Below are 13,726 nucleotides of genomic sequence, written 5' to 3' on the forward strand. Positions count from 1 at the left end.
TCTTCTGGTGCGTTATCGATTTGATCGAATGCACGAGCTTGACCACCGTATTTTTTAGATAATACTGATGTGATCGCTGCAGTTAGAGTTGTTTTACCATGGTCAACGTGGCCGATTGTACCAACGTTAACGTGCGGTTTTGTACGTTCAAATTTTTCTTTAGACATCTTAATGTTCCTTTATTAAATCACTTCCCTAACAATAGGGAAGTGTTACTTATTTATATAAATAATTATTTCGCTTTACGAGCTTCAATAATTGCAGTTGCAATATTGGTTGGCGCTTCATTGTACTTCAAGAACTCCATTGAGTAAGAAGCACGACCTTGGGTTTGTGAACGAAGGTCTGTTGCATAACCAAACATTTCTGAAAGTGGAACTTGTGCTTTAACTGTTTTACCAGTTGCAGTATCTTCCATTCCTTCGATCATACCACGACGACGGTTTAAGTCACCGATAACGTCACCCATATAATCTTCAGGAGTTTCAACTTCTACTTTCATGATAGGTTCTAAAAGCACAGGTTTAGCTTTCATGAAGCCATCTTTAAATGCCATTGAACCGGCAATTTTAAATGCCATTTCTGATGAGTCGACATCATGGTAAGAACCATCATAGATAGTGACTTCAACATCAACAATTGGGTAGCCAGCAAGAACACCGTTTTTCATTTGTTCCTGACAACCTTTATCAACTGCTGGGATGTATTCTTTAGGAACCACACCACCAACAATTTCATTGTTGAATTTGTAGCCTTCGCCACCAGCTTCTAATGGTTTAATTCTTAACCATACATGACCATATTGACCACGACCACCAGACTGACGAACAAATTTACCTTCTTGTTCAACTTCATTGCGAATGGTTTCACGGTAAGCAACTTGTGGTTTACCAACATTTGCTTCCACTTTAAATTCACGTTTCATACGGTCAACGATGATTTCTAAGTGAAGTTCACCCATACCAGAAATAATTGTTTGACCTGATTCTTCATCGGTGTGAACACGGAATGAAGGATCTTCTTGTGCTAGTCGACCTAAAGCAAGTCCCATTTTTTCTTGGTCAGCTTTAGTTTTTGGTTCAACAGCAACAGAAATTACCGGCTCTGGGAACTCCATTCTTTCTAGAATGATTGGAGCACTTTCAGCACATAATGTATCACCAGTTGTTACCTCTTTAAGACCGATAGCTGCTGCAATGTCACCTGCGCGAACTTCTTTAATTTCTTCACGTTTGTTCGCGTGCATCTGAACGATACGACCAAAACGTTCTTTTTTATCTTTAACAGAGTTAAGAACGGTATCACCAGAATTTACTACACCAGAGTAAACACGGAAGAATGTTAAGTTACCAACAAATGGGTCAGTTGCAATTTTAAATGCTAATGATGAGAACGGTTCATCATCACTTGAATGACGCTCTGCTGCTTCACCATTTGGTAATTCACCTTTGATTGCTGGAACATCTGTTGGTGCTGGTAAATATTCAATTACTGCATCAAGCATGAATTGAACACCTTTGTTTTTAAAGGCACTACCACAAGTTACTAAGATGATTTCGTTAGCAAGCACACGTTCACGTAATGCTAATTTAACTTCTTCTTCAGTTAACTCTTCACCACCAAGGTATTTTTCCATTAACTCTTCATTTGCTTCAGCTGCTGCTTCCATTAAGTTTGCACGCCATTCTTCGACTTGCTCAACCATATCTGCAGGAACATCTTCATAAGTGAAGCTTACACCTTGATCTGCATCATTCCAGTTAATTGCTTTACGTTTAAGTAAATCAACTACACCTGTAAAGCCTTCTTCAGCGCCGATAGGTAATACTAATGGAACTGGTACAGCGGCTAAACGAGTTTTGATTTGATCAACAACACGTAAGAAGTTAGCACCCATACGGTCCATTTTGTTTACGAACGCGATACGTGGAACTTTATATTTGTTTGCTTGACGCCATACTGTTTCTGATTGAGGTTGAACACCACCAACCGCACAGTAAACCATTACCGCACCATCTAAAACACGCATAGAACGTTCAACTTCGATTGTGAAGTCAACGTGTCCCGGGGTGTCGATGATATTGATTCGGTGTGGTTCAAATTGTTGACCCATACCAGACCAGAATGCAGTAGTTGCCGCAGAAGTGATAGTGATACCACGTTCTTGTTCTTGTTCCATCCAGTCCATGGTAGCTGCGCCATCATGAACCTCACCAATTTTGTGACTTACGCCAGTGTAAAACAAAATACGTTCAGTTGTCGTAGTTTTACCTGCGTCAATGTGTGCACTGATACCGATATTACGGTAGCGTGCTATAGGGGTTGTACGAGCCATATTAATCCTCTATTTAGAATCGTTTGCTTATAAAATATCTTTTTGGGGACTGATAATAAATATTAATTATCAGTCTAATTTCAAGCATCTTATATAAGCGCTTAAATTACCAACGATAGTGTGCAAACGCTCTATTAGCTTCAGCCATACGATGAACATCTTCGCGTTTTTTCACAGCGGTACCTTTGTTTTCAAAAGCATCCATAAGTTCATTCGCTAGGCGTAATGCCATTGATTTATCGCCACGTTTACGTGCAGCATCTACAATCCAACGCATTGCAAGTGCGTTACGACGAACAGGACGCACTTCAACAGGAACTTGGTATGTAGAACCACCAACGCGACGAGACTTAACTTCTACAGTTGGTCTTACGTTATCTAATGCAACTTCGAAAGCTGCTAAGTGGTCTTTTCCACTACGCTCAGCTAATTTATCAAGAGCTGAATATACGATTGATTCTGCGACAGATTTTTTACCATCTATCATTAAAATATTTACAAATTTCGCCAGCAAATCTGAACCGAATTTCGGATCAGGTAAAATTTTTCTTTGACCGACAACATGACGACGTGGCATTGGAATACTCCGTTTATATGTTACAAATTTTCAGGTTTACCCAAAACTCAAATGAGTTATATGGAATTTATATAGTTTGGCCTTACTTAACGGAGTTCCATTAAGCTTTAGGTCGTTTCACACCGTATTTAGAACGGCTTTGTTTGCGATCTTTAACACCTGCGCAGTCTAATGCACCACGAACAGTGTGATAACGAACACCAGGTAAATCTTTAACACGACCACCGCGGATTAAAATCACGCTATGTTCTTGTAAGTTATGACCTTCACCACCGATGTAAGAAGTTACTTCAAAACCGTTGGTTAAACGTACACGGCATACTTTACGTAATGCTGAGTTTGGTTTTTTAGGTGTAGTGGTGTAAACACGTGTACATACACCTCGTTTTTGCGGGCATGCTTCAAGTGCAGGAACGTTACTTTTCGCTTCCTTTAGTGCTCTTGGTTTGCGTACCAGCTGATTAATTGTTGCCATTAATAAGCTCCTGATTAATTAAAATAAATTTAAAAATTGCTTTTTAGATACGTAATTAATAACTGTAGCCCAAAGCCTATTTATATAAGTTTTGGGTCGCAAGATTCTAGACCTCAATAGCTATAATGTCAAGTATTAGCACAGGTTCTTTATGTTATTTATCAATAATTTTTATGCATGAATAAATGCAAAATAAAAATACATTTTTTTATTTTATTGGTGCTTTTTATCGCACTAGTTTATCCTAATAGATGGGATATAAATTAATACCAATATATAAATGTGACAATGAAAGATACACAGGTTGAAAGTTACAAAGTTGTTTTGCTATTTAATGCAAATAATATTTATGATCGACAAATCCTTAAAGGAATAGGCGATTTTCTAAAAGCGAATAATATTCACTGGAATATCTATATTTCCGAAACCATGCGTTATGATACAAATACAGCTTTCCATTTTGATTGTGATGGTATTATTGCTAATTTTGATGATCCAGATATTCAAGATCTACTAACTAATGTTGATATTCCAATAATTGGCGTAGGTAGTTCACATCATGATAATTCAAGTTATCCAAAGGTTCCTTATGTTGCTGCGGATAATTTTGCGATTATTGAGAGTGCTTTTAATCATTTATGTTCTAAAGGCATTAATCAATTTGCCTTTTATGGTCTACCACCTCATCGGTCTTGTCGTTGGGCGGCAGTAAGAGAACAGTTTTTTGAGCAAATCGTAAGTCAAAAGGGTTATGAAGGGTTTATTTATCAAGGAACAACTACATCTCTTGATAATTGGCAAGATAGCTTAGATAAACTCTCTAAATGGTTATTATCTCTGCCAGTTAATACCGGCATTATTGCCGTAAATGATGCTAGAGCTCATCATATTTTACAAGCTTGTGATAGAGTTGAAATAAAAATACCTGAAGAGCTATGCTTAATTGGTATAGATAATGAAGAAGTAATCAATGATCTATCGATGGTTTCCTTATCTACTGTAAAACAAGGAACCGAGGAGATGGGATTTGAAGCAGCTAAACTGTTGCAAAAAATATTTAATAAGGGAAAGGTCTCTACCTCGCCACGGTTAATTTCACCGAAAAAAGTTATTGAACGTCGTTCGACCGATTACCGTTCAATACAAGATCCTTATGTTATACAAGCTATTCATTATATCCGTGATTATGCTTGTAAAGGTATTAAAGTAGATCAAGTAACTTCGGAATTGCAAATATCTCGTTCTAATTTAGAACTTCGCTTTAAAACATCATTAGGCAAAACCATTCACACGGTCATTCATGAAGAGAAGTTTAATCGAGCCAAATATCTATTAATTGAATCCTCATTATCGATTCAAGCAATATCTGAGCAATGTGGCTATCCATCAGTGCAATATTTTTATTTTTTATTTAAAAAGTTATATGGCATGACTCCGAAGGATTTCAGAAGTAAATTTACCAATCTTAATTTACTATAATCAACTTAACATAAAGTTGAAAAATAGATTTATTAACTCGCTAAAAAGCAGAAGAGTGTTACAAAAGATCTTCTGCTTTTTAATATCAAGACATTAGCGGTTTTAATTGTTGATAAATGTTTCTAAACATAGCACGCTGTTGTTGGTAATATTCATGTTTTTCCCTATCTGGCTGGTGAGTTTGAATGGTTGGTAATGGTGTTAACCATTGCCCTAAATCACCATCTGAGTTACAAGCTATTTGTGCCAGTTTAGCGGCGCCTAAAGCGGGACCAACTTCGCCACCCTCACAATAAACTATAGTATAACCAGAGATATCGCTAATTAATTGGCGCCAATATTTACTTCTAGCTCCGCCACCAATAACAATAATTTTATCAGGTGAAATGCCGGTTTGTTTTACCACATCTATACCATCTGCTAGGCCATAACTCACACCTAACAAGATTGCTTTAGCTAAATCGACTTTATTATGTTGATAGGTTAAGCCAAAAAATACACCTTTAGCTTCAGGGTTATTATGTGGTGTTCTTTCACCTGATAGATAAGGTAAAAAATAGACTGGTGGTTTATCGTCAGATGGTTGTTCTTCTATCAAGCTAAATAATGTAGCAACATCTTTAATGTCTAACAATTGGCATCCCCAATCAAGACATGAAGCACAACTTAACATAACCGACATAAGATGCCAGCGATTAGGTAATGCATGGCAAAAGCTATGAATTGCCTGTTCAGGTTGGCTGATAAATCGATCAGTAACGGCGAAATAAACCCCCGAAGTACCAAGCGAAAGCATTGCTTGTCCTGGTTGATAAAGACCAACACCGATAGCACCGGCAGCATTATCGCCACCACCGGCAATAACTGGAATTGAATTTATATTCCAACGTTTAGCTATATCATCAGTAACATAACCACTTATTTGATTGCCTTCAAATAAGGTTGGCATATGTCGTCGATTTAAACCGCAAGCATTTAATAATTGATCGTTCCAATCTCGTTTTTCAACATCTAACCACATGGTGCCAGCAGAATCAGACATATCTGATGCATATTCTCCTGTAATTTTAAAGCGTAAATAATCCTTTGGTAAAAGCACTTTATCTATTTTGGCAAATATTTCTGGCTCGTGTTTTTGCACCCATTTTATTTTGGGTGCAGTAAAACCTGCCATCATCAAATTGCCAGTAATTTTTCTAGAATTTGGCACTAATTGTTCTAATTCATGACATTCAATATCACAACGACCATCATTCCATAAAATTGCTGGCCTTAATACTTGAGATGAACTATCTAATAGTACTGCTCCATGCATTTGTCCACTTAAGCCAATTGCTTTGACTCGTGTCAAGTCATGTTGATGGCTAAGTTCTTGTAGTGCTGAATCTGTTGCTTGCCACCATTGCTGGGGATCTTGTTCTGACCATAATGGGTGGGGACGGGATACGGTGAGTGACTTTGTATTTGACGCCACAATGCGTTGTTTTTCATCCATTAAAATTACTTTGACACCAGAGGTGCCTAAATCAATACCAATATACATATCTGCCTCCATTATGCAGCTATCAGAACTATAAATATAATAGTTCTGATAGATAAATACACAATGATTTTTTTAGCCAAAAATAGATTTATTAACAATATTTTCTAATTGCTCTTGTGCTCCACTACGCGCTTTAGGTTGCAGATTATTTGCAAGACTATATTGTGCAATTTCTTGTAGCGACATATTCCCTTGTAAAATATCTTTACCTAAATTTTTGTCCCAATCGGCATAACGCTCAGCTACTTTTTGATTTAATAGTTTATCTTCAATCATTTTCGCTGCACATTTTAATGATAATGCCATAGTATCGATGGCACCAATATGGCCATGAAATACATCATATTTATCAATGCTTTGCCGTCTTATTTTGGCATCAAAGTTAAGTCCACCAGTGGTAAATCCGCCACTTTTTAATATTTCATACATAACTAGTGTGTTTTCCTCGACACTATTCGGAAATTGATCTGTATCCCATCCCAATTGTGGATCACCCCGATTAGCATCAAGTGAACCAAATATATCTAAGGCAATAGCTGAAGCTACCTCATGTTGAAATGAATGGCCGGCAAGTGTTGCATGATTTGCTTCAATATTGACCTTGATTTCTTTTTCTAAGCCGAATTGTTTTAAAAAGCCATAAATGGTTGCAACATCATAATCATATTGATGTTTGGTTGGCTCTTGTGGTTTTGGTTCAATCAATAATGCGCCATTGAAACCAATCTTGTGTTTGTTTTCGACAACTAATTGCATAAATTTACCAAGTTGTTCACGTTCTTGGCGTAAGTTAGTATTTAACAGCGTTTCATAACCTTCCCGGCCTCCCCATAATACGTAATTTTGACCACCTAACTTATGAGTAGCATTCATTGCATGGACAACTTGAGTGGCAGCACAGGCAAAAACTTCCGGATCAGGATTGGTGGCCGCACCGGCTGCATATCTTGGATTTGTGAAACAGTTAGCGGTTCCCCATAATAAATTAACGCCGGTTTCCTGTTGCTTTTGTAACAGGATATCCGTCATCATGGATAAATTAGAGATATATTCTTGAATTGAATTACCTTCTGGGGCAACATCGACATCATGAAATGCATAAAAAGGAACATTCATTTTATAAAAAAATTCAAAAGCAATATCTGCTTTTGCCTTGGCATTAGCTAGTGGGTCAGCCCCCTTTTGCCACGGATAATTAAATGAATTTGCACCAAACATGTCGGTGCCAGCCCAACAAAAAGTGTGCCAATAACAGATAGAAAAGCGTAAGTGCTCAGCCATTGTTTTTCCCAAAATTATCTGCTCTGGATTGTAATGCCTGAACGCAAAAGGATTATTAGTTTGTGTTCCTTCGTATTTAACTCTTTCTATTTTTTCATAATATTGACTCATAATGTACCTCTAAATACCATTAATTAACTTAAAATCTATATTTTGGTTACTAAGTTTTCTAGATAACTAAACGTTGCTAAATCAGGTAATCAATATGCATGAGTTTTAACAACAACAACAATTACTAAATTTTGTAGCGATTTTATGTTTTTTGTTTTTTGTGACGCAGATCAAATTCTATAAAGGGCTAAAAGAAGGTGAAATGATTGTTGTAGTCGGTTTGAAATTTCAGATGAAATAATTGTATGGGGGAAGAAGCTATTTCTACCATGTTAATGGTAGAAATAGTTTGATGAAATTAATGATGATCGATAAAGATGAATTTTAAAGCAAACAGTAGTGCAAAAACTATCACACAAAGATTTAATTCTTTAAATTTACCTGTAAATGTTTTCAATATCACATAAGAGATAAAGCCAAGTGCGACCCCTTCAGTAATAGCAAAAGCAAATGGCATCATTAATGCGGTAATAAATGCTGGTGTTGCATCCGTTAAATCAGACCAGTTAACTTTCATTAAACTTGATACCATTAAGATACCAACAAAAATTAGTGCACCTGATGTAGCATAAGGTGGTACTAAATGTGCTAAAGGTGATAAGAAAGTCATCATTAAAAATAATAAGCCAACCACCACTGCAGTTAAGCCAGTACGTCCACCAACTGAAATGCCTGCGGAACTTTCAATGTAAGTTAATACAGATGAAGTACCAAATAACCCACCAAGTGAAGAACTGAAACTATCAATTAATAAAGCTTGACGCATTTTAGGAAAACGACCTTTTTCGTCAGAAAGTCCTGCTTTATCGGTTAAAGCTAAAATAGTACCCGATGAATCAAACAAACTGACAATCATTACTGAAAAGATTACCCCGAGGATACCAATATTCAGTGAACCAGCAAGGTCAACATGGCCAACAACGCTGCCAACACTCGGTGGAACTGCTGCAATTCCTTGATAACTAATATTTGGATCAAGCCATAGCGCTAGTAGGGTCACGACAAGAATAGAAACTAACACGGCAGCATGAAAATTGCGGGTAGCAAGGATAACGATAATAAAAAATCCAAGCGAACCTAATAAGACTTTAAGTGACAAAATATTGCCTAAGGTTAGTAATGTAGCTGGCGATGCGACCACAATACCCATATTTTGGAATCCCATAAAAGCAATAAATAAGCCAATACCAGCACTAATACCGGCGCGTAAACACTGTGGAATATGTTCGATTAACCAATGGCGGACTTTAAATAGTGATAATGCAAAAAAGACCAATGAGCCCCAAAATATCGCTCCCATCCCAACTTGCCAAGAATAGCCCATTGCACCGCATATTCCATAAGCAAAAAAGACATTTAGCCCCATGGCAGGTGCTAAAGCAATCGGTAGATTGGCAAATAATCCCATCATAATTGTCGCAAAAGCGGTGACAACACAAGTTAGGACAAACACTGCTGATTTATCCATTCCTGTTGCAGATAAGATTGAAGGATTAACAAAGATAATATAAACCATGGTTAAAAAAGTGGTGCAACCGGCGATAAGCTCGGTACCAGGGGTGGTTTTTTTCTCTTTTAATTGAAAGATTTTTTCGAATAGTGAATTCATAAATTAAAGCCCAATTTAGGTTGATAGTGATCCATTTTGATATAATTTTATATCTTTATTTTTACCGAAGTGAATTTACGGTAAAAATAAAAAAGATATAAAGTGATTACTTCATATCTTTAAAAAACGTAAAAACACTGCGCTATTATTGCCAGTAATTTATTTTGGTCAAGCGTTATTCTAAATAACAAATAGCATTTTATTAGTGATCAGTCATGCTGATAACTTAGCGCTAACATAGTTTTTAGCCATTTAATGGCACACTGGATAAAATGCTGATTATCAATAGATTAGTTAGCCAAAATATCTAATTTATTTTTAGTAATTTTTACTTTTAAAATCCGATGACTTTCAATCTCGGCGACTTCAAATAGATAGTCACCAATCTGTATGGTTTCACCAACATTGAGTAGATGTTGGGCTTTTTCCATCAATAATCCCGCAAGGGTATGATATTCTCGTTTATCATCAATCGGAATCGGTACAAATCTTACTAATTCTTCTACTGGGATATAGCCATTTGCAATCCAACTATCATCATCTAAACATTGGATGTCATGTTTAGCATCGATCTCTTCTTCTTCAGTTGGAAAGTCACCGGCAATGGTTTCAATAACATCGGTCACTGACACCACACCTTGCATTGATCCAAATTCATCAACCACAAAAGCAAAGTGAGTTTTGGCTTTTTTGAATTGTTCCAGCGCTACAAGTAATGATACTGTTTCAGGAAAAATTAATGGTTGTTTGATTAATGAATTAATATCAAAAGGTTGTTTATTTTGTAAAATATCTTTTAACAGATCATTAACTTGAATGATACCTAATGGTTCATCAATTGAAGCATTATCAGTCACTACTAAACGTGAATGAGGATTGTCAAAAATTTCTTTTAATATTACTTCTCGATCATCATTGATATTGACCATATCAACATCTAATCGAGATGTCATGATACTGCTTACTGAACGTTGAGCTAACCCTAATACTCGCTCAACCATGTTTAATTCTTGATGATTAAATACTGAGGTTTTTTTATTATTATCCGAGACCACATCAATGGTATGGCTATCGGGATCTTCTTCAGCATCGCCTTTAAGTAAATGTAAAATAGCTTCGGCGGTACGTTCACGTAGAGGTTTTTTGTTTAATGCTTTTCGACGGTTAAATATGGCTAGTTGATTAAAGAATTCAATCATAATCGAGAAGCCGATAGCTGCATATAAATAGCCTTTTGGAATGACAAAACCGAAACCTTCGGCAACCAAACTAAAGCCAATCATCAATAAAAAGCTTAAACATAAAATAACAATCGTTGGATGGGAGTTAACAAAATAGGCTAATGGTTTACTTGCCACCATCATAATCGCAATGGCGATACAAACTGCGATAATCATAACGGGTATATGCTCAACCATTCCCACTGCAGTAATGACTGAATCAAGTGAGAATACGGCATCAAGTACCACGATTTGCGCAACAACAGTCCAAAAATGTGAGGTTTTTTTCGGTTTGCCATCTTCGTGTGATGCACCTTCTAAACGCTCATTGAGTTCCATTGTTGCTTTAAACAGCAAAAATATTCCGCCAAGCAACATAATTAATTGCCGAGCATTGAAATTAATACCTGATATAGAAAATAGTGGGGTGGTGAGAGTAACTAACCAGCCAGTAAACATTAATAACAATATTCGGGTTATTAATGCAAAAGCAAGGCCTGTAATGCGTGCTTTATCTCGTTGTTGAGGCGGAAGTTTCTCGGCAAGAATGGCAATAAAAACAATGTTATCAATGCCAAGGACGATTTCAAGTACAACTAGAGTGGATAAACCAATCCAGATTGTAGGATCCATGATCCATTCCATATGTCAGGTGATTACCTCTAATGATCACAGCACATGCTGCTTGGTAATTCTGTCTGTAATTAGCAAAATAATCAATAAAATATTTAAATTTTTGACTATTTTATCAAAAATTGTTAATTAAAAGCCTTTATTAGGCGTAAAAATTAACTTCGCCAGAATGTCGGCGTGAATAAAACTAATAAAGTAAATATTTCTAGTCGACCAAATAACATGTCAACGACCATGACCCATTTCACCATATCACTGACATGAGCAAAATTATCACTGACACTACCAAGGCCAACGCCTAAATTATTTAGCGATGAAGCAACGATATAAAATGAGTCAGTTGCATCAATTCCTGTTGCCATAATAATAAATAAACTCACTAAAAATACTAATGCATAGGCAGAAAAGAATCCCCATACCGCTTCAATGATACGTTCTGGTACTACACGATTATTGAGTTTTAAGGTATAAATTGCATTAGGGTGAATAAGTCGTTTTAACTCTCGTGAACCTTGCATAAATAGTAGCAGTACCCGAACAACTTTTAGTCCACCACCAGTAGAACCAGCACAGCCACCAATAAACGAAGCACATAATAAAAAGATGGGTAATGACGATGGCCAAGTATTAATATCGTCGACGGTAAAGCCTACTGTTGCTGAAACAGACACGACTTGTAAAATAATTTTGTCGATACTAAGATGGCGTTGCGGCTGATAAATATAGATCACTAAAGCGCAGATAATAATTAAGATAAGCAGAATAAAGATAAACGTTCTAAACTCTTGATCGTGCCAATATACTTTAAGTGAAATGCCATTTAATGCGGCAAAATGTAGAGCAAAATTACATCCTGACAAAATGAGGAACAAGGTAACAATATAGTTAATTGTTGCACTATTAAAATAAGCTAAATTGTTATCATGGGTCGAAAAACCACCCATTGATATCGTTGAAAAGCTATGTGAAATAGCATCAAAGATATCCATTCCAGCACACCACAAACTTATTGCACATAAAGTAGTGAGTAAAATGTAAATCGACCAAAGGGTTTTTGCTGTTTCGGCAATACGTGGTCGCATTTTACTGTCTTTTTGTGGACCAGGAATTTCAGCTCGATAGAGCTGCATACCCCCGACCCCTAATAGTGGTAAAATTGCGACCGCAAGTACGATGATCCCCATACCACCTAACCATTGCAGCATTTGACGATAGAAAAGTAGCGCTTTGGGTAAATGATCCAAATTGACAATAGTGGTGGCGCCAGTGGTTGTTAATCCAGAAAAAGACTCAAAAAAAGCTGTGGTTAAATTAAGATTGATATGATTATCAAATAGGAAGGGGAATGCGCCAATAGTGCCTAAAACGACCCAAAATAATACAACAATGAAAAAGCCTTCTCGAGTACTTAATTCATGGCGTTGATGACGATTAGGAAACCACAATAACACACCTAAAATTAATGCTGCGAAAAATGAACGAACAAAAATAGCACCTGCACCGTCACGATATATTAACGCCACTAGTGCAGGTATTAACATAAATACTGACAATAGTGATATTAATAAACCGATAATTCTTACAATTGAGCGCCAATGCATCATATATAGTAATCTCTATTTAAAGCCACGTGATGATTTTATAAGATCGTAAGCAGCTTGAATTTCTTGTGCTCGCTTTTTGGCTGCTTCTAGCATCTCTTTTGGTAAGCCTTTGGATACCAATTTGTCTGGATGATGTTCATTCATTAATTTGCGATATGCTCTTTTAATTTCAGAAATTTCAGCAGATGAATTTATTCCTAATATTTTATAAGCATTTGCTAAATCTGATTGCCTAGTACTGCTTTGGTAACCACTATAATTATGATTTTGTTGATATTGATGTTGACTGTTTTGTTGATTGTACTGATATTCTTGACGGAAATGAAAGCTTCCCATCATCATTTGAATATATATTGCCATTTGTGGCCGTGGAATACGAAACTCATCGGCAACAATGAAAAGAATCTCTGACTCTTTGTCATCTAAATGACCATCAACTAAAGCTGCTTGAATTAATTGTTCGCAAAAGATATTTAAGACATTACGTCGATAACGATATTGGTGATATAACTCACTTAATCGTGATCGAAGTGGGTAATCACTCGCTTTACCACGATTGAATGATTCTTGCGCTAATTGACGATTTGTCGAATCAAGTTGGAGTCGATCCATAACTTGCCGAGCCAGATTAATATCATCACGAGTAACAACCCCTTTAGCTTTACTTAAATGCCCTAATACTTCAAAAACAACCGTTAAGTATAAGTTTGGATTAGATTGTGTCCTTTTCTCAGTCAATTTATTACCAAATGCTTGATATAGCATTGGGCCAATAAATAATCCGAGTATAAATCCCCACCCAGATTTTAATACTGAACTCAGTATTAAACCGGTAATAATGGACCAGATCAAAGACATA

At 36.4% G+C, this 13,726-nt stretch carries 11 protein-coding genes; 1 reads left to right on the plus strand and 10 read right to left on the minus strand.

Annotation, left to right across the window (positions count from 1 at the left end; genetic code table 11):
• The 4 genes from H3U96_RS10675 to rpsL all read right to left on the minus strand — a co-directional run.
• The coding region (locus H3U96_RS10675; RefSeq protein ID WP_232347784.1) for a GTP-binding protein at nucleotides 1–167 on the minus strand (167 nt) is incomplete at its 3' end.
• A 65-nt stretch (nucleotides 168–232) separates the two neighbouring features.
• On the minus strand, nucleotides 233–2,335 hold the full coding sequence (gene fusA, locus H3U96_RS10680) for an elongation factor G (protein WP_065614139.1): 2,103 nt from the start codon (nucleotides 2,333–2,335) through the stop codon (nucleotides 233–235).
• 106 nt (nucleotides 2,336–2,441) lie between these two features.
• A complete protein-coding gene (rpsG, locus tag H3U96_RS10685; protein WP_065578189.1) occupies nucleotides 2,442–2,912 on the minus strand; it encodes a 30S ribosomal protein S7 in 471 nt (156 codons plus the stop codon).
• 100 nt (nucleotides 2,913–3,012) lie between these two features.
• Nucleotides 3,013–3,387, minus strand: coding sequence for a 30S ribosomal protein S12 (gene rpsL, locus H3U96_RS10690; protein WP_034883792.1), 375 nt, complete (start codon nucleotides 3,385–3,387; stop codon nucleotides 3,013–3,015).
• A 288-nt stretch (nucleotides 3,388–3,675) separates the two neighbouring features.
• Between rpsL and H3U96_RS10695 the strand changes: the two genes are divergently transcribed.
• Nucleotides 3,676–4,866, plus strand: coding sequence for a DNA-binding transcriptional regulator (locus tag H3U96_RS10695; RefSeq protein WP_086365537.1), 1,191 nt, complete (start codon nucleotides 3,676–3,678; stop codon nucleotides 4,864–4,866).
• Nucleotides 4,867–4,951: 85 nt separating this feature from the next.
• Here H3U96_RS10695 and xylB read toward each other — a convergent pair whose 3' ends face one another.
• From xylB to djlA, 6 genes are all read right to left on the minus strand, one after another.
• The gene (xylB, locus tag H3U96_RS10700; RefSeq protein WP_198196608.1) at nucleotides 4,952–6,409 is read right to left on the minus strand and encodes a xylulokinase; all 1,458 of its coding nucleotides are present in this window, start codon (nucleotides 6,407–6,409) and stop codon (nucleotides 4,952–4,954) included.
• Between the two features lie 72 nt (nucleotides 6,410–6,481).
• Entirely contained in the window at nucleotides 6,482–7,801 is a 1,320-nt protein-coding gene (gene xylA, locus H3U96_RS10705; RefSeq protein WP_065578186.1) for a xylose isomerase, read from the minus strand.
• Nucleotides 7,802–8,099: 298 nt separating this feature from the next.
• Nucleotides 8,100–9,410: an NCS2 family permease gene (locus tag H3U96_RS10710; RefSeq protein WP_065578185.1), complete on the minus strand. Its 1,311-nt coding sequence runs from the start codon at nucleotides 9,408–9,410 to the stop codon at nucleotides 8,100–8,102.
• A 290-nt stretch (nucleotides 9,411–9,700) separates the two neighbouring features.
• Nucleotides 9,701–11,275, minus strand: a complete 1,575-nt coding sequence (locus H3U96_RS10715) for a TerC family protein (protein ID WP_198196610.1) — start codon at nucleotides 11,273–11,275, stop codon at nucleotides 9,701–9,703.
• 143 nt (nucleotides 11,276–11,418) lie between these two features.
• Entirely contained in the window at nucleotides 11,419–12,864 is a 1,446-nt protein-coding gene (locus H3U96_RS10720; protein WP_065650737.1) for a TrkH family potassium uptake protein, read from the minus strand.
• Between the two features lie 15 nt (nucleotides 12,865–12,879).
• Complete coding sequence (gene djlA, locus H3U96_RS10725; protein WP_198196619.1) at nucleotides 12,880–13,725, minus strand: co-chaperone DjlA; 846 nt, start codon at nucleotides 13,723–13,725, stop codon at nucleotides 12,880–12,882.
• Nucleotide 13,726: the final 1 nt, after the last annotated feature.

This window comes from Gilliamella sp. M0364 (assembly GCF_016100565.1).
Lineage (GTDB): Bacteria > Pseudomonadota > Gammaproteobacteria > Enterobacterales > Orbaceae > Gilliamella > Gilliamella apis.